Source organism: Streptomyces sp. NPDC036822, assembly GCF_055609145.1.
In genome coordinates this window covers 15,878-33,263 of the sequence record NZ_JBVJPY010000022.1, presented here as the reverse complement: position 1 = coordinate 33,263, position 17,386 = coordinate 15,878, and the positions used below count along the sequence as shown (strand labels likewise).

Annotated in this window: 14 protein-coding genes; 10 read left to right on the top strand and 4 right to left on the bottom strand. The window is 74.2% G+C overall.

Going from position 1 to position 17,386, the window contains the following annotated elements; translation table 11 throughout:
* Positions 1-199 precede the first annotated feature (199 nt).
* Entirely contained in the window at positions 200-1,057 is an 858-nt protein-coding gene (locus ACZ68P_RS31865; protein ID WP_471012373.1) for a (2Fe-2S)-binding protein, read from the bottom strand.
* Between the two features lie 182 nt (positions 1,058-1,239).
* Between ACZ68P_RS31865 and ACZ68P_RS31860 the strand changes: the two genes are divergently transcribed.
* From ACZ68P_RS31860 to ACZ68P_RS31835, 6 genes are all read left to right on the top strand, one after another.
* Complete coding sequence (locus ACZ68P_RS31860; protein ID WP_471012371.1) at positions 1,240-2,103, top strand: GntR family transcriptional regulator; 864 nt, start codon at positions 1,240-1,242, stop codon at positions 2,101-2,103.
* 117 nt (positions 2,104-2,220) lie between these two features.
* Positions 2,221-4,113: a hypothetical protein gene (locus ACZ68P_RS31855; protein ID WP_471012369.1), complete on the top strand. Its 1,893-nt coding sequence runs from the start codon at positions 2,221-2,223 to the stop codon at positions 4,111-4,113.
* Between the two features lie 148 nt (positions 4,114-4,261).
* Positions 4,262-4,978: a Crp/Fnr family transcriptional regulator gene (locus tag ACZ68P_RS31850; protein ID WP_471012368.1), complete on the top strand. Its 717-nt coding sequence runs from the start codon at positions 4,262-4,264 to the stop codon at positions 4,976-4,978.
* A gap of 293 nt (positions 4,979-5,271) precedes the next feature.
* Entirely contained in the window at positions 5,272-6,021 is a 750-nt protein-coding gene (locus ACZ68P_RS31845) for a hypothetical protein (protein WP_471012366.1), read from the top strand.
* 12 nt (positions 6,022-6,033) lie between these two features.
* Positions 6,034-8,187: a hypothetical protein gene (locus ACZ68P_RS31840; protein ID WP_471012365.1), complete on the top strand. Its 2,154-nt coding sequence runs from the start codon at positions 6,034-6,036 to the stop codon at positions 8,185-8,187.
* Positions 8,184-9,068 (top strand): hypothetical protein, encoded by an 885-nt coding sequence (locus ACZ68P_RS31835; RefSeq protein ID WP_471012364.1) that lies wholly within the window; start codon positions 8,184-8,186, stop codon positions 9,066-9,068. Before ACZ68P_RS31840 ends, ACZ68P_RS31835 begins: the two co-directional genes overlap by 4 nt.
* 25 nt (positions 9,069-9,093) lie before the next feature.
* Here the strand turns inward: ACZ68P_RS31835 and ACZ68P_RS31830 are convergent, their stop codons facing one another.
* The gene (locus ACZ68P_RS31830; protein WP_471012362.1) at positions 9,094-9,642 is read right to left on the bottom strand and encodes a Pycsar system effector family protein; all 549 of its coding nucleotides are present in this window, start codon (positions 9,640-9,642) and stop codon (positions 9,094-9,096) included.
* A gap of 103 nt (positions 9,643-9,745) precedes the next feature.
* Between ACZ68P_RS31830 and ACZ68P_RS31825 the strand changes: the two genes are divergently transcribed.
* Both ACZ68P_RS31825 and ACZ68P_RS31820 read left to right on the top strand, forming a co-directional pair.
* Positions 9,746-11,017, top strand: coding sequence for an OmpA family protein (locus ACZ68P_RS31825; protein WP_471012360.1), 1,272 nt, complete (start codon positions 9,746-9,748; stop codon positions 11,015-11,017).
* 112 nt (positions 11,018-11,129) lie between these two features.
* Entirely contained in the window at positions 11,130-12,383 is a 1,254-nt protein-coding gene (locus ACZ68P_RS31820) for a hypothetical protein (protein WP_471012358.1), read from the top strand.
* A 91-nt stretch (positions 12,384-12,474) separates the two neighbouring features.
* Here the strand turns inward: ACZ68P_RS31820 and ACZ68P_RS31815 are convergent, their stop codons facing one another.
* Both ACZ68P_RS31815 and ACZ68P_RS31810 read right to left on the bottom strand, forming a co-directional pair.
* The gene (locus ACZ68P_RS31815; RefSeq protein ID WP_471012356.1) at positions 12,475-13,263 is read right to left on the bottom strand and encodes a hypothetical protein; all 789 of its coding nucleotides are present in this window, start codon (positions 13,261-13,263) and stop codon (positions 12,475-12,477) included.
* Positions 13,264-13,889: 626 nt separating this feature from the next.
* Positions 13,890-15,587, bottom strand: coding sequence for a PucR family transcriptional regulator (locus ACZ68P_RS31810; RefSeq protein WP_471012355.1), 1,698 nt, complete (start codon positions 15,585-15,587; stop codon positions 13,890-13,892).
* Between the two features lie 312 nt (positions 15,588-15,899).
* Between ACZ68P_RS31810 and ACZ68P_RS31805 the strand changes: the two genes are divergently transcribed.
* Positions 15,900-16,790 carry an FAD binding domain-containing protein gene (locus ACZ68P_RS31805; protein ID WP_365719679.1) on the top strand — a complete coding sequence of 297 codons (891 nt, stop codon included), beginning with the start codon at positions 15,900-15,902 and terminating at the stop codon, positions 16,788-16,790.
* 2 nt (positions 16,791-16,792) lie between these two features.
* Entirely contained in the window at positions 16,793-17,386 is a 594-nt protein-coding gene (locus ACZ68P_RS31800; protein ID WP_362017412.1) for a (2Fe-2S)-binding protein, read from the top strand.

Here is a 17,386-nt window from a genome sequence, read left to right as displayed (position 1 = left end):
CCCTTGCATCGCAGTAGGGCGTTTCGGGCGCCCATACTGGCCGACCTCGCGGGGGCCTCAAGGGGTTTCGCGGCAAGAGCACGCCAATGGGGTCGCACGGCATACGAATAGGTGTGATCTGGTCGAACTGCCGATCGGTGAGGTGGAGTCGTGTTCGACGGACGCCACCCGTGAGGGTGGCGTAAGTGCCGGCCGGAGGTCAGGCGGTCGCGGCGAGCCGGCGGACCCGCTCGGCGTCGCAGGTGCGCGGACACGTCAGGCAGGTGTCCTCAGGGCGCAAGGTGTAGAAGAAGCAGCAGCTGACCCGGTCGCGGGTGGCGACGGGAGGCGTGTGGGCGGTCCCGGAGCCGGGCAGCTCGCGGAAGCCCGCCGTCCCGGCGTACGGCTTGGCGGTGCCGGGCAGGAGCAGCTCCAGCTCCTCCATCGCCCGCGCCTCCTCGCCCAGCAGGGAGGCGATGTACCAGAGCCCTTCGACGATCTCGTCGGTCGCCATGCCCCACAGGGCCCGCTTGCCGCGCCGCATCCGCGGCCCGAAGCCGGTCAGGAGTTCCTCGAAGTGCTCGGCGAGCGCGTCGCGGACCTCTGCCCGCAGAGCCTCCTCGTCCGGGACGATCCGCGCGCCGGGCAGTGCGGCCGCCGGGTCGTCGGGCAGACAGGCGAACTCCTCCACCCGGACCGCCAGCCGGCCGGCGGAGCGCTGGAAGGCGACGCTGCGGGCGGGCAGGCGCGGCACCCTGCGGTGCAGGAACCACGGAGCGGTCACCAGGAGGCAGGCGGGCCAGGCGTACCGGTGCAGTCCGAAACCGGCGACCACGTCGGGCCTGCCCCTGCGGCCGTAGTCCCGCAGCACCTGGGCGTCGTCCCAGGCGAGGAACGCGTCGAGCGCGGCGCCGCCGGCCGCGAGCTCGTCCGCGCCGACCCAGCCCTCTCCGCGCGGCATCCGGTCGTCCGGGCCCAGTTCCTCTATCCGCAGGCCGCTGAACACCTCGCGGAGGCGGGCGTAGGACGCCGCGACAGGCGAGGTGAAGGGGGCGGGGAGCAGGGCGGGGACGGCCATGGGGGACCACCGAATCGCGATCGTTAACAGGTTAGCCTTACCTTACCCGATGCGATCGGTGTTTGCCCTTCGCGTCCGAGGGGCACGTCTCCCGGACCCTGCGGGTCCGCCCGTCGCCTATCGTGCACAGGGGGCGCCGGCATCGCGAGCCGGGCCCGGCACGATCCCGCAGGAGGACCCGGGTGGAGCAGGGCAGAGCGCGCGAGCGCGCGGTGCGGGAGCCGCACGCGCCGTTCGGCGACGCCGTGGAGGGCCCGGAACGGGCGCGCGGCGAACACGCCCACGCGCACCGGCCTCCCGTGGAGCCGCCCCCCGCTCCTTCCGCGGATCCCGCGCCCGGCTCCGACCCCACGCCCGGACCCGGCTCCGACCCGATACCCGGCTCCGTGCCCGCATCCGGCTTGGTGCCCGCACCGCGCGCCGCCGTCCGGCGCCACTCCGTACGCGGCCAGATCCTCCAGGCCCTGCGCGCCGCCCTCGTCGGCGGAGAGCTGGTCCCGGGCGAGGTCTACTCCGCCCCCGTCCTCGCCGAGCGCTTCGGCGTCTCCGCGACCCCGGTCCGCGAGGCGATGCAGCGGCTCGCGACCGAGGGCGCGGTCGACGTCGTGCCGAACCGGGGCTTCCGGGTCGTCGAGCGCACCGCGCGCGAACTCGCGGAACTCGCCGAGGTCCGCGCCCTCATCGAGGTCCCCGTCATGCTGCGGCTGGCCCGTACGGTCCCCGCCGCCCGCTGGGCGGAGCTCCGGCCGCTCGCCGAGGCCACGTCCACGGCCGCCGCGCGAGGTGACCGCGCGCATTACGCGGAGGCCGACCGGGCCTTCCACCGCGCGGTCCTCGCCCTCGCCGGCAACACCCAGCTCCTCGCCGTCGCCGACGATCTGCACCGCCGCTCCCAATGGCCCCTGACGAGCGCCCCGGCCGCCCGGCACGCCGATCTCGTGGCCGACGCGGCGGAACACACCGCCCTCCTCGACGCGCTCGTCGCCCAGGACCTGACCGTCGTCCGGTCACTCGTCGAGGAGCACTTCACCGGATCCGGCGGCTGACCCCACCTCCCGGCCCCCACCGACTAAGGTCGGTGGCGTGAGGTGTCCCCTGCCGTCCCCCGTCCCGTCCCCGTCGCACGCGGGGTCGCCCCGGCCGGAGGCCCGGGGAGGACGCCCGTGACCGGTCCCGTACGGGCGGAGCGTCCCGCACCCGGCCGGGAGGCCGAGGCAGCGGCCCTGCTCGGCTGGCTCACCGACCCGGACGCGCCCCGCCTCTGCCTGGTCACCGGAGGCCCGGGCCGGGGCAAGAGCGCGCTGCTCTCCTGGCTCGCCGCACACGGCACCCGCTCCGGTTCCGCACGTCGCCGGCGCGCGGCACGCGAACTGGTCCCCCTGGACGGTCAGAGCGCGCTCGGCGCCGCCTGGACGATCGCCAACCGCCTGGGCGTGGTCGCCCGCACGCCCGGCGAACTCGTCCAGGTCCTCGCCACCACCGACGTACGCCGCGCCGCCCTGGTCCTCCCGAACCTGTCCACGGCGGCCGAACCGGACGCCCTGGCCGAACTCTTCGCGGAGATGGCCGCGTTGGGGCGCGTCCGCCTCCTCGTCGAGACCGAGGCGGGAACCGCCGCGCACCTGCTCCTGGCGGCCACCGGCCGCGCGACGGTCGTGGACCTCGGGGAGGACGCCCCCGCCGGTGCGGACGGCGTGCGGACGGCGAGCGCGCCGGCGGAGAGCGCGGCCCGCGTCCCGGGCGGACGGGCCGGACAGGGGGGCACCGCTGACGCCGCCGCCGAGCGGGGGGACGCCGAGCCGACCGCGCCTTCCGCCACGGGGCCGGGGCACTCGCTCCTCGGCGGGGCGGCGGACGGGCGGCCCGGGCCGGAGGAGACCGACCGGGGCGGGGGCGCAGCGCCCACCGGTGCCGGGCCCTCCGCCGGACGCACTGACGGTTCTGGTGCCGGAGTCTCCGTCGGAGCCGGTGCCGGAACGTCCGCCGGTCGCACCGCCGGAGCCGGTGCGGCCGGTCGGTGGGGGTTCGACCCCGCCGACCCCGAGGCCGTCTGCGCGGCCGACCCGTGCCGGGTCACCCGGGCGTATCTGGCGGAGCCCGACGACGACCGGGGCGGCCTGCGCTCCGCCTGGCTGCGCGCGGGGCAGTCCCTCAGCCGCGACCAGGACCCGGCCGGCCGCGCCCTCGTGCTGCTCGCCACGCTCGGGGACGCGGCGGACCCCCGGCTGCGGCCCGCCCTCGCGGAGCTCGCCGAGCGTTCCGCGTGGAAGGTGTGCTGGACGCGGGTGCGCGGCGACGTCACCCCGCCGTGGCCCGGCCCCGTCACCGCGCTCGGAGCCGTGGGAGTGCGGCTCCTTGTCGCGGGTCCGGCCGGCGCCGTGCGGCTGCTCGACGCCCGGGACGCCCGTCCCGGCGGGCGGCTGGAGGCGGGACCCGCGGGCCGGGTCAAGGCGCTCGCCCCCGCGGCGGACGGGACCGTCCTCCTGCTCGACGAGCGCGGCCGGCTGCACACCGTACGGGGGACGGCGCCCCGCCCTCCGTACCTGGAGCGGCTCACCCAGGCCGTCACCGCCACCCTCACCCGGCACCCGGGCACCGCGCTCGCCGTGATCGGCGGCTCGGTGGTGGTCGGCGACCGGCTCGGCTCCGTGCACGCCTTCGGGCTGACCGGCATCCACCAGGCGGCTCTGCACAGCGGTCGCGTCGCGGCCGTCACCGCCGTGGAGACGGCCACGCCGTTCGTGTGCAGCGGCGGCACCGACGGCGCGGTCCGCCTCTGGACGCCGGGCAAGGACGCGACCCCGCACCCCGCCCCGCTCGTGGAGCGCCCCGCTCCGGTCGTCACCCTCCACGCCGCCGAGACGCCCCGGGGCCCGGCCCTGGCGGTCGCCTGGGCCGACGGCCTCGTCGAACTCCGCCACCTCGACACCGGCGCCCTCCACCGCTTCCGCCCCGGCCCGCCCGTCCGTGCCGTCGCGGTCACCACGGACGGCGGCCTCGTCGTGGGCACGGACGAGACGCTGGTGCGTCTCGAACCCACTGGGGGCGCTCACTAGGGCACTTGTGCGCCCCCGCACGCGCTGAGCGCCCCAAAACCCGCCCGCGCACACTCTGCCCCTGCGCCTCCTTACCTGCTCTTCTGTAGCAGGTGAGGCGAGCGGTCGCCGACGGACCGGAGTGGGGCCGGGGGATAGGGGGATGTCTGTGACACCGCAATCCGAACATCAGGACCGGGAAGGGTGGCCGACCGGGAGTTTCCTCGGCGCCCTGCCGGAGGCCGTGCGCGCCGATCTGCTGAGGATCGGCGCCCGCTGCCGCTACGTCCCGGAGGAGATCCTGATGCACGAGGGCGAGCGCTCGCGTCATGTGGTCCTTCTGCGCTCCGGTTTCGTCAAGGTGACGGCCCGCCTCGCCAACGGCCACGAGGCGCTGCTCGCCATCCGCGTCGGCGGGGACATCGTCGGCGAGATGGCCGCCATGGACGACGCCCCGAGGTCCGCCACGATCACGGCGTGCGGAGACATCGCGGCCAGCATCGTCCGCGAGTCCGACCTCCGCCTCTTCCTCAACTCCCGCCCCGAGGCGGCCCTGGCCATCGCGGGGATCGTCACCCAGCGACTGCGCTGGGCGAACCGCCGCCGGGTCGAGTTCGGCGGCTTCCCGGTCAAGGTGCGCCTCGCCCGCGTCCTGGCCGAGCTCGCCGCCTCGTACGGGCACCGCGTCCCCCGAGGTCTGGTCATCGGGGTCGACCTCACCCAGCCGGAGCTGGCCGCGCTGACCGGCTCGGCGGAGGTCACGATCCACAAGGCGCTCGCCGAACTGCGCAGGGACGACCTGATCACGACGGGCTACCGGCGCACCACCGTGCTCGACCTGGACAGGCTCCGGCAGGTCGCGCGGATGGACGAGGACCTCACGTAACGGGGGAACCGGAAGCACCGTCACGGAGGCACCGAGAACCACGGCCGCGCAGGGCACCGAGAACCACCGCCCCGCGCAGGGCCGCGAGCACGACCGTCGCGGAGGGACCGGAATCTCCGTTCCGAAGGGCCCGGACCGACCGTCGCGAGGGGCGTGAGTGCCCGGCGTACGCGGGCGTTCCGGCGGTCCCGCCGCCGAATTCCGTATTTCTACGACCCACTCCGGGTTTCGCTCCCCCCGGTGCAGAGTTGACGCCCGAGCCCGCCCCACTACGTCAGTCAGGTGGCCGATCCATGAACAAGCAGCCCTCATTCCCCCTGCCCGCACACGAGATCGTCCCCCGCCGTCTCTGCCTCGCGGCGGACGTGGAGAAGTACAGCCTGCTCGACACCCCCGGTCAGGAGACGGTCCAGTCCGACCTCGTACGCGTGCTGGAGGAGGCCGCCGCGCTCAGCGGCCTCGACCGCACCGCGTGGGAACGACAACCGCAGGGCGACCAGGAGTTCGCCGTCCTGCCCGTGGACACGCCCGAGCCGGTCGTCCTCGGCGACTTCGTCCGGCACCTGACCGAGCGGCTCGCGGTGCGCAACGCCAACCGGGCGGTACCGGAGCGGATGCGGCTGCGCCTGGCGATGGACACCGGGGTGGCCCGCACCGCCGCCCTCGGATACGCCGGACCCGCCCCGGTCGCCCTCGCGCGCTATCTCGACGCCGGCCAGCTGAAGCGGGTGCTCGCAGGCGTCGACTCCACGGACCTCGCGCTGATCGTCTCCGACCGGCTCTACCAGGACGTCGTGAGGCTCCGGGGGCAGGGCCTCGACCCCCGGGCCTACGTCAAGGCGCACATCCGGCAGAAGGAGTTCACCGGATACGGCTGGATCCACGTACCGGAGCACGCCCCGGAGGAGCTGGCGGAACTGGTCGCCGAGCCGGAGGAAGGGCCGCGGACCGGACCCACCCACGTCGTGGAGCGGATCACGGGCGGATTCAACCACTTCGGCAGCGGCGACCTGGCCCGGACCATCAACAAGTACAACCGGTGACGAGGTGGAGACATGGAAGACCTGATGCGGTCCACCGACCGGCCGGAGGACGCGGCCGAGGACGAACCGCGGGAGGCCGCGTGGACCGGGCAGACCGCGCGGGACGCCCAGGCCGGACCGGACGACGCCCTGGACGAGGAGCGCGAGACGGAGGAGGACGCCGACCACATCCGCGCTCTGCGCCGCCGGGGGCTCCAGCAGATCCGCGTCGGCGGGGGAGTGGTCGGCTTCGGGCCGGGTGACGCGGCCGGGACGATCAACAAGCACTACTACGCCTCCGCCCCGCACGCCGACCCGGTCGACGGCCGGATCCGCGAGGAGGACCTCGACCGCCTGCGCGAGCGGTACGTCGAGCCCGACAGCCATCGCGCGCTCATCACCCTGCTCCTCAAGGAAGGCGTCGCGGTCCTGCGCGGAGCGCCCGGCTCCGGAAGGTGCACCACGGCCCTGCTCGCCGCCCAGGAGGTGATGGACGCGAGCGTGGTGCTCCTGGACCCGGAGATGGACCTGAAGCGGCTGGTCAGCAAGGGCGGCGGGGACCTGCAGACCGGCCGTGGCCATGTCGTCGAGGGCGACGGCCGGCCCTGGGCGTCCCAGCTGCGCCCCCAACTGCTCAGCAGGCTCAAGGAGGTGACCTACCGGCGGAGCCCTCTGGTCATCGTCGTCGACGACCAGGTGCCGGTCGACGGCCTCGACGCGCACGTCGTCGAGCACCACGTCCCGGACGGCATGCGGTTCGAGGCCCTGGCGCGGCACCTGGCCGTGCGGCTCGCCGACCGCCCCGGTGCGTGCGAGAAGCTGCTGCGGCACGAGAGCGTCCGGGCGGGACTGTACGGGCGCACCACCCTGGCCGAGGTCCAGGCGATCGCACGGCAGCTGGAGCGGTGCGAGCGCGACGGCGACGACGTCGACACCATCGCCCAGGGGTTCCAGGCACAACTGCGGGCCAAGGCCAAGGACCTGCTCCGCGCCCCCGTGCCCAGCGCCGACCCTACGGCCGGCAAGGCGGAGGTCTCCCTCTGGGCCCGGGCCTTCCTCCTTGCCTGTGTCGTGCTCGACGGAGCGCCGCTGAGCCGGGTGAGCCGGGAGTCCCACCAGCTCGCCGCCCTGCTCCACGGCGTGCGCTCGCCCTCGGTGGAACCGGAGATGCGGCTCTTCGAGGAGGGCCTCACCGACTGGCTCGACCCCTCCGTCGTGGCGCTGACCGACAGCGCGGGCGGACCGGCCGGGGAGGGCGATCCCGACTGCCGGGTGCGCATCGCCCGGCCCGGCCTCGGCGAGGCGTTGCTGGAGACGCTGTGCCTGGAGCACAGCGGAGCCCGCGCCCCGCTGCTCGCCTGGCTGGACAGCCTGGTCATCAGGAGCGAGGAGGACATCCGGGTGTCCGCGGCCCAGGCCGCCGGCCTGCTCGCCACCTTCGACTGGGACTACGTCCGGGAGGAGCTGTTCGTCCCCTGGGCGACCACGAAGGGGGAGCACGCCGACCGGCGCCGGCACGCCGCCGCCTGGGCCCTGGAGCGTGTCGCGGCGGACCCCGTCCTCGTCCCGCGCGTCCAGCGGCTGCTGCGCGCCTGGTCCCAGCGGCGGGACTACCAGGCGTGCGCCCAGGTCGCGTACGGCACCGGGATCGGCGCACGCTACCCGGTGGAGGCGCTGGGCAGCCTGGAGAGGATCGCCGGGACGAGCCTGAGGGGCGTTCGCTCCGCCGTCCGGGAGATCTACGCCGCGGGGGCGCGGGAGCAGACGATCGAGCGGCTGGCCGACTGGTCGGAGTCACCGCACGCCGGGCTCCGGGGCGAGGCGGCCGCCTGCCTGCAACAGCTCAGCAGGTTCCGGGGCGGTCTCGCGGTCACCGGCTTCCTGGCCGAGCCGGTCCAGCGAGGCCATCTCCTCCGGCTGATGCGCGCCACCCTGTCCGACCCCAGGCCCGGGGTCCCGCAGCGGGCCTGGGACACCCTGCGGTCGTGGGTGGAGCGGTCCGGGGACGAGCCGGGACTGGACACGACACTCGTCGCCTTCGTGACGGAGCTGTTCCTCGACGACGGATCCGCCACCGGCCCCCGTCAGCGGTTCCTGTTCTTCCTCCGGCTGTGGAGCCACCAAGGAGTGGGCTTCGACGCGGCCGCACAGATCAACTCCCTCGTGACGGAAAGGTGGTCGACGTGACCAGCACCCCACGCCGTGGCCCGATCTCCTGGCTGCGCTCCCTGTTCGGCCGCCAGACCCTGCCCGACGCACCGGTCTTCTCGCCCGTGACGGTGGACGTGCCCGAGATCGCGGTGGTGCACCGCGAGTCCACGGTCTCCTTCGAGACACCGGCCAAGGGAGGCGGCTTCGACTTCCACGTCGAGATCCGCTGCGACTGGTGCGCCGAGGGGCGCCTGGACACGTACTCCCTGAGCCGCGCGGTCGACGGGTACCAGGCGGCGCTGCCCCAGCGTCTGGCCGAGCGCGTCCGCGAGATCACCCGGGACTACGAACCGTTCCACGCCCAGGAGGCCGAGCGGGCGGTCAACGAGGCGCTGCGCGAGGGCGAGTGCTTCGACAGCGGTCTGGTGACGTGCCGCACGAGCACCGTCGTCAGGCCGGCCCCGGAGATCGTGGAACAACAGCGCAAAGCCGCTCTGGACCTCCAGGAGATCGAGCACCAGTACGCCAAGTCCTCGCTGCGGGTGCGGCTGTTGAGCGAGGTCGCCGAGGAGTGGCGCGCGTTCCTGGCGAGCGGCCTGGTCGACGTCCGGCCCGACGACGAGTCGGCCTCGTGGCTGACCCCGTGGGCGGTGCTGCTGGCCGAGCGGCCCGAGGAGGCCGCCTCCGAGGTCGGCGCGATGTTCCGGGAGCGCCAGAAGCAGCTGGATCAGTTCGTCACGCTCGTCGGGCGGCAGCGCAAGGAGTACCAGGCACACGACCTCTTCGAGTTCGTCATCGACAACGAGCGCCAGCTCGGCCGGGCCATGCGGCTCTTCGGACTCGCCCCGGCGGGGGAGTCCGAGCCCGGCGGCGGCCCGGCCGAGCCCCTTCCCCAGCCCCGGAGTCCCCGGAGCTGAGCGAAGGGCGGCGCGCCGACGCCGGTCACGGCACCAGCGGGCCGGCCAGGAAGGAGAGCCCGGCGGCCAGGGCCATCAGACCGGTCCAGACGACACCGCGCGCGATGTACCGGTGCTTGGCCATCCCCACCTGGGCCAGGATCGGGATCAACTGCCAGATCTCGGCCCGCTCCGCGTCGTCGTCCCGTGCCGGGGGAGTGCCGTCGGCGGACGCAAGTAACGGCAGGCTGAACCGGTTGGGGGCGGGCGGCGGCGTCAGGCGGGGCCGGAGCGCCTGGACGACGCAGTACACGGCGGGCAGGAAGGCCGCCACGTGCAGCACGAGCAGCCCGGCCGCCACCCACGCCCCGGGGCCACCGTGCTCCCACGCCTCGCGCACCACCGCCCCCTGCGGTACGGCGGCGGCCACCAGACCCGCCTGGACGACGCCCAGCACGCCGACCTTGGCGTCGGCGAACTGGTTCGCCGCCTGGAGCGCGGTGTAGACGGCGAGCCCGGAGCGCAGGCCGGTGTCGGAGGGGCGGGCGGCGGAGCCGTCGTCGGTGCCGCCGGCCGCGGCGGAGGAGTGGGACATCGAGAGCCTCCCGGCATCGAGGTGGTCGAGGGCTCCCAGTAACGCCGTCGACCGCGACCGAGAACAGTCATAAATGCGTATTCGACTCACTTTGGAGAACCCCATGTCCCTTGTGCTCCGGGCGCTGCCCGGCCGGCTCCTCGTCGCGGCCCTGGCGCTCTCGGCCGCCGTCGCGGGGAGCGGCTGCGGCGCCTTCGACGCCCCTGACGTGCGCCCCTGCGCCTGGCTCGACCGGCCGTCGGGTGAGAACCCCGAAGGCGCGGCCCGCACGGCCGTGCTGGTGGACCGGAGCTCCTCCACCCGGCCCGGCGCGCGCACCGCTCCGGGGGCTCCGGTCCCCGACTGGGGCGGGACGCTGGTCCGCGAGCTCGACGTCGCCGCTCTGGAGGGCGGGACCCTCTCCATAGCCGGCTTCGACGGCACCCGCGCGACCGTCGACTGGGAGGCCGACCGGGCCTCCGTGTCCCGGGTGGAGGGCACCGACACCACGAAGGGGGACCGCCGCCGCGCCCGGCGCGGATGTCTGGAGGAACGGATCCGCACGGCGTCGGCCGGGGCGCCGAGGGCCGGCCGGACGGACGTCCTGGGCGCGCTGGCGGCGGCGGTCGACCAGCTCGGCACCCAGGCGGGCCGCCGCCGTGTCGTCGTGGCGACCGACGGGCTCGTCAACACCGGCTGCGCGGACCTTCGTTCGCTGGGCTTCGACGGAACGGCCGAGATCGACGCGACCGTCGCACGGTGCCGCACGGCGGGCGAGCTGCCCGGCCTGAGGGGCGTCGAGGTCGCGCTCGTCGGCATCGGCATGACGGCGGGCGGCCCCGTGCCGACGTCACCGCAGACCGCCTGGCTGACCACCCTGTGGACCCGCCTGTGCCGGGCGGCGGGCGCCGCCGACTGCCGGGTGGAGGCCACGGCGCGTACCCGCGAGACGGGCGGGAGCGACGTCGTGAAGCGCCTGACCGTGGAGCCGGCGGTCACCTTCCCCGCCGTCTCGGAGCGCCCCGCCGGGCGGGTCACGACGATCACGCTCCCCGGCTCCGTCCTGTTCGCGACCGACACCGCCGAGCTGTCGCCGCAGGCGCGCGGCACGCTGGACGACGCCGCGAAGAGGGTCCGCGAACTGGAGCCCCTCTCCGTCGCGGTCTCCGGGCACACCGACTCCCGCGGCAGCGAGGAGCGGGGCAGGCGGCTCTCGCTGGACCGTGCCGAGGCCGTCCGGGCCGCCCTCGCCGCGCGCGGCATCACGGTGCTGACGGCTCGTGGCCACTCCGACGACCGGCCCCGCTGCGCTCCCGAGTACCGCGACGGCGAGCCGGACCACGCGGCGATGGCCTGCAACCGGCGGGTCGAGATCGCCGTCACCGTACGCCGCTGACCCTCCACCGGCCGGCCCCCGGCCACGGTCCCGACGGGGGACAAGGCCCCGCCCCGACGGGGGACACCACCTCACCCCCACGGGGGCGAGACCTCCTAGAAGAAGGACGTCCATGCCCGAGAACCACCGAGGCATCCCCTGCCACCACGGCTGCGGATGCGACATCCGGCATCTGGTGAAGAGCGCCGAGCAGGGTCCGGAACGCCACCCCGAGAACCTCGACAACGGCGAGATGCGAATGCTGCTGCGTGCGGCCCGCGAGGTCGCCGAGATCGTCGGCCACAACCGCGAACAGCTCGCCGCGGCCCGCGCCCGCACGATCGGGACCCACGCCCGGGCAGAGGAGACCCTTCACGCCCTGGCCCGCTTCGAGGCCGCCGCGCCCCTCCGGGCGGCGCGCGGGGCGCACGACGGTGTCGAGGCCCGTCACGCGGAGGACGGGGCGGCCGACCGGCGCCGCCGCGACCTGTGGATCCGCGTGCTGCGCTGGCCGGTCATCGGCGCCATGGCGGTCTTCGACGCCTGGTACTTCATGCAGGTGTTCCAGGACCTCACCAGCAGTACGGAGAACGTCTCGGCCCTGGAGCGGATGGTCTCCTTCCTGCCCGGTGTGGTGCTCGCCCTGGCCCTGATGCTGTCCGGGCACGTGATCGCCGCGCCCTTGCACGGGATACGCGAGCGGCTGCACGCGCTCCGCGAGCGCCGGCCCGTGGCGGCGCTGTGCGCCTCCCTCGCCCTGCCCCTGCTCTACCTCCTGTCCGTGCTGTTCGTCGTCACCGTGTGGGCGCTGATGCGGGCGCGGGACGCCGGGACCGCCGACAGCGAGATCGAGGGGGCAAGGTACGCGCCGGGCTGGGTGGCCGCGCTGATGCTGGTCCTCGCCCTGACCGCCGTGGCGATGAAGATCGTCGCCCACAACCCGTACGCGGACAGCGCGGCGGAGGCGCGGCGGGGTCTCTTCAGGGCGCGCGCGACCTACGGACTGCTGGTGCGCCGGGCCGGCGAGGCCCTGCGCGACCACGAGCGGGCGTGGAGCGATCTGTGCGCGATCCGCGACGAACTGGCCTCGCAGGTAAGGCTGGAGAGCATGCGGGTGTGGGAGGCGGCCATCCTGTCCGCCCGGATGCTGCACGGCCAGGCGGGACACCTGCCGCCCACCCCGGCCGCGCTTCCCGCCGGGCCGCAGGCGGAGGCGTCGGCCACCGCGCTGACGGAGCCCCTCTTCTCCGGGGTGGTGGAGCCGCCGCCCGAGCTGGGGCCGCTGATCGAGGCGCACCGCATCACGCTCTCGTGTGCTCCCACCGAACTGCGGGCACGCCGGAACGAGTTGATCGTACGGATCGACCGCCAGCTCGCCGGGGTGTGACGGGGCCCCTTCGCCCCCGCCGCAGCGGGACACGACGACCGGGGCGCCCTCACGGACGCCCCGGTTCACCTCCGTCGTCAATGACGGCCCGTCACGCGGCGGTCTGGGGCGTCAGTTGGGAGGCAAGCCAGGTCGGTACGCCGCCCAGGAGCCGGAAGAGGCGGGTGGCCTCCGCCCGGAGGCGGCGGGCCTCCGGCTCCGTCTCGGTGTCCGCCAGGGCCGTCAGGGCAGGGGCCGTACCGACGAGGAAGCCGAGCTCCTCGCGGATCCGGAGCGACTCGGCGAAACCGTGCCGGGCCTCCGCCAACTCCCCTTCCCGCAAGGCGAGTCCGGCGAGATGGCGCCAGGTGGAGGAGAGCAGCAGGGTGTCACCCCGGTCCGTGGCGCCCGCGTGGGCGCGGCGGTAGGCGGCGCGGGCCGCCTGCGGGGAGTCGCCGAGGTTCTGGGCGACCAGCCCGCGCCGGAAGTCGAGCAGCGGGCGCCCGTCGGTGGTCGGGCCGATCAGCGCCGCCGCCCGGCCGAGCGCCGCGCGGGCCTCGTCGGCCCGGTCCCGGACCCCGAGGAGCGTCGACGCGTAGGCGAGGTACCCGCGTTCGCACGCCGCGGCCCCTCGTTCCTCGTCGCTCTGGGCGACTGCCTCGGCCGCCCGCAGGGCCTCTTCCGCCTCGGCCCAGCCCTGCTCGGTGTAGAGGCACCGCTCGATCAGCAGCGCCGCCCTTTCGAGCGCCGCCGCCGGTTCGGCGGCGTGGGGGGTGAGCAGAGCGGCCGCGTCCGTCCAGCAGCCGCGTGACCGCAGTCGCCATATGGCGGTCTCCGTCGGGGTCTCCCTGCCGTAGGCAGGGGACGGATCGACGCCTTCCGTTGTTTCGGAACCAGACATGGCGGTGTCCGCCACATTGCCCTCCCCGAGCGCGCCATTGAGCTGTTGAGTCGCCTCGCATCTCAGCACGAACCGGCGCGCCTGGCCAAGAGGTCGAGTGAATCATTTCACAAGAGCCTTGCGCGCACCGGTATACGGACACTCCCGATGCCCAAGATTCGCGCCCGGCCCGGCCTGCCTGCGCCCTGCCGCCGGGCGCCGTGGGGAGGGGGCGGGAGCCGCCGGCCGGCGGGGGCGGAGCGCCGACCGCGGGCCGGATCGGCGCTCCCCCGAAAAGATGAATCTCGCCGTGCCCGTATCGGGTGACGGCGCCGGCCCGGCGAGGCGCGGCGGTCCGCTCACCAGGGCCCCGCATCCCCCGCCGCTCCTCGGCCGATCGGGTGGACCGGGCACTGCGAGGCGCCTGGGGCGGGTGGTCCTGCCTCGCCCCACGGGAGCCTGCCATGGCCCTCTCGGGCGGGGTGGACCCGCCTCCCCGGTGCCCTCTGGCGAGTGAGCCGAAGGGCGCCGCGGGTGTCGAGAGGAAGAACGCGCGCAGGCCGCGAGGAACGAGCGGGCGAGCACGATCGACCGTCGACACCCGCATGAAGGCGCCCGGAGGCGAACCGAGCCCGCAAGAAAGCGGCTCAGCTCATGCGGAGGGCCAGGAAGAAGTCGAGCTTGTCCTCCAGGCGCGACAGGTCCCGGCCCGTCAGTTGCTCGATCCTGCCGACTCGGTAGCGCAGGGTGTTCACATGCAGGTGAAGCCGGGTCGCGCAGCGTGTCCAGGAGCCGTCGCAGTCGAGGAAGGCCTCCAGGGTGGGGATGAGCTCCGCGCGGTGGCGGCGGTCGTAGTCGCGCAGCGGGTCCAGGAGACGGGCCGTGAAGGCGCGGCGGACGTCGTCCGGGACGAACGGGAGCAGCAGGACGTGGGAGGCCAGCTCGTGGTGTCCGGCGGCGCAGACGCGGCCCGGGCGGGCGGCGGCGACGCGGCGGGCGTGGCGGGCTTCCTCCAGGGCGCCGCGCAGGCCTTCGGCGGAGTGGACGGCCGCGCTGACGCCGAGGGTGAGCCGGCCGTCGTCGGCGAGCCCGGACGAGAGCGGGTCGCGGACGGCGGCGAGGAGCGTGTCGGCGTGCAGGCCGAGGCCGGGGGAGGTGCCCTCGTCCTCGCTGTCCGGGAGGGGGCCGGCGGGCAGTGGGACGAGGGCGATGGCCTCGTCGCCGTGGTGGGCGACGGCGATCCGGTCGGCCGAGTCGGTGCCGACGGTGGCGGGGTCGACCAGGATCTCCTCCAGGAGGGCCTGGGCGACCGGGCCGCTGTCGACGGCCGTTCCCGTGGTGCCTTCCTGGTCCCATTCCACGCGGGCGACGACGACCTGCCAGTGCGGCGCGGTGCCGAGGCCGGGGAGCAGCACCGGGGCGGCGACGCGCAGGCGGGCCGCGATCTCGGCGGGCGCTGCGCCGGTCTGGACGAGTTCGAGGACCTCCTGGGCGAGCCGGCGCCGTACGGTGCGGGCGGCGTCGCGCCGGTCGCGTTCGACGGCGATCAGCTGGGTGACGCCCTGGAGCAGGTCGAGCCGGGCGGCCGGCCACTCTCCGGCGTCGGCCTCGACGGCGAGCAGCCAGTCGGACAGCACGGTCTCGCGCACGTCCCGGGAGGCGGGCGCGGCGCCGCGCCCGGTGTTGCGGATCGGGAACAGCGAGTAGGTGGTTCCGCCGAGGGCGAGCCGGTGCGGGCCGCGTCGGCCGGTGCGGGTCGCGGCGAGGTGTTCTCCGGCGAGGGTGGCGGCGAGGCCGGCTCCCAGGGGCTCGCCCGCGCCGGCGATCTGGCGGCCGGTGGGGGAGAGGACCCAGGCGCGAAGGTCCAGGTCGGAGCCGAGGAGGTCCAGGACGACGTCGGGGCCGCCGCCGGCGGGGCCGGAGGTCATCAGCCGCCGGTGGCGGTCGACGACCGCCGCCAGGTCGCCCGCCCGCTCGCCGGAGACCTGTCGAACAACGTGTTCCGTGATCGTCGCGAAAGCAACCGTCTCGTTGACCGCGAACAGGGGCAGGCGGTGGCGCAAACATGCCTGCACCAGATCGTCCGGGATGTCGCCAAGCTCGGCCTCGCCCGCCGCCAGGGCCGCCACTCCGGTGGAGGCGAGGATCCGGACGAACGGTTCGGCGTCCTCGGGCTCCCGCAGCCACGCCAGGCCGGTGAGGACCAGCTCGCCACCGGACAGATACCTGCTGGGATCCTTGAGGTCCGTCGTCATCACGCCACGGACCGTGCGGTCCAGCTCTTCCTCACCACCGAGCAGGCGCAGCCCCAGCGCGTCGGTTTCCAGCAGTGCGCGCAGCCGCATCTCGTCTCCGCCGTTCCTTCTCGTCCGTCGCGAAAACTGTCGCGTTGTCGTCGGTGGCGTGGTGCCACCGTTTCCAGGGGGAAACGGCGAGGTTGCCGAGCCCCGCCTTTCGTTCGAATCTACAAGACGAACAAGGTCACCAGCCAACTCCTTCATGGTTTCGGTGACTGCACCCCAGCCTGCCGGGCTTGTGTACTAGGCCACACATCGCGTGAACAGCACATGAACACGAAATCGAAGTCGAGGGCCGGCCGTCCCCCCGGGCCCGTACGACGGACCCCCGACCACTAGAAGCACTAGAAGAGAGCCACCATGGACTTCCTTCGCCCCGCCAGCTGGGAGGAGGCGCTCGCCGCCAAGGCCGAGCACCCCACGGCCGTGCCCATCGCGGGTGGCACCGACGTCATGGTCGAGATCAACTTCGACCACCGGCGTCCCGAGTACCTCCTGGACCTGAACCGTATCGAGCTGCTGCGCGAGTGGGAGGTCGGCGAGGAGAACGTCCGCCTCGGAGCCTCCGTTCCGTACACGCAGATCATGGAGAACCTGCGGGCCGAGCTGCCCGGTCTGGCGCTCGCCTCGCACACGGTCGCCTCCCCCCAGATCCGTAACCGCGGTGGTGTCGGTGGCAACCTCGGCACCGCGTCCCCGGCCGGTGACGCGCACCCGGCGCTGCTCGCCGCGGGTGCCGAGGTCGAGGTGGAGTCGGTGCGCGGCAACCGGTTCATCCCGATCGACGCGTTCTACACGGGTGTGAAGCGCAACGCGCTGGAGCCCGACGAGCTCATCAAGACCGTCCACATCAAGAAGGCGGACGGACCTCAGCAGTACTCGAAGGTCGGTACGCGCAACGCGATGGTCATCGCCGTCTGCGCCTTCGGCCTGGCGCTCCACCCGGAGACCCGGACCGTGCGCACCGGCATCGGTTCGGCCGCGCCCACCCCGATCCGCGCCAAGGAGGCCGAGGCCTTCCTGAACGCGGCTCTGGAGGAGGGCGGCTTCTGGGAGAGCGGCAAGATCATCACGCCGTCGATCGCCAAGCAGTTCGCCGACCTGTGCTCGGGCGCCGCCAATCCGATCGACGACGTCCGTGGCACCGCCAAGTACCGGCGCCACGCCGTCGGCATCATGGCCCGCCGTCAGCTCGGCTGGACCTGGGAGCAGTACCGCGGCACCGGCCGCACGCTTGAGGGAGCTGCATAACCATGCGCGTCAATTTCACGGTCAACGGTCGTCCGCAGGAAGCCGACGACGTCTGGGAGGGTGAGTCCCTCCTCTACGTCCTGCGTGAGCGGATGGGTCTGCCCGGCTCCAAGAACGCCTGCGAGCAGGGCGAGTGCGGTTCCTGCACGGTCCGTCTCGACGGGGTGCCGGTCTGTTCCTGCCTGGTCGCCGCCGGTCAGGTCGAGGGGCGCGAGGTCGTCACGGTCGAGGGTCTCGCGGACTACTCCCAGCACCGCGAGGACGCCCACCCGGGCGGAGCCTGCGGCACCGGCGGCTGCGGCACGAGCCTCGACTCGGCGAAGAAGTGGCAGGCCAAGCCGGCCGACTCGCAGACCGGTGAGGGCGTCGAACTGAGTCCGATCCAGCAGGCGTTCATCGACGCCGGCGCCGTCCAGTGCGGCTTCTGCACCCCCGGTCTGCTGATCGCCGCCGACGAACTCCTGGAGCGTCAGAGCGACCCGTCCGACCAGGACATCCGTGAGGCCCTCTCCGGCAACCTCTGCCGGTGCACGGGGTACGAGAAGATCCTCGACGCGGTCCGCCTGGCGGCCGCCCGTCAGGGAGAGGCGGTCTGA